The following is a 275-nucleotide window of genomic DNA, read 5'->3' on the forward strand; positions in this document are numbered from 1 at the left end:
CCGCTCCTGCCGCTGGCCATCCTGACCGACCGCAACCGCTCCGCCGCCTACCTGTCGATCCTCATCGCCGGCGCGAGCATGTTCGGCATCTTCCTGTTCGTCACGTACTTCCTGCAGGCGACGCTGAAGTTCAGCCCCATCCAGACCGGGCTGGCCTTCCTGCCGATGGTCGTCATGCTCGTCGTCGCCGCGCAGCTGTCGACGAACCTGCTCTTCCCCCGCCTCGGCGCGAAGGTGATGGTCCCGATCGGCATGATCCTCGGCGCGAGCGGGAT

General features: G+C 66.9%; 1 pseudogene. It reads left to right on the forward strand.

The features are described 5' to 3' along the window. Nucleotides 1–275: pseudogene (locus tag ACZ3HH_RS29900) on the forward strand (hypothetical protein); the annotation flags it as partial.

It is taken from the genome of Pseudomonas sp. PME37.24/025 (assembly GCF_055556615.1).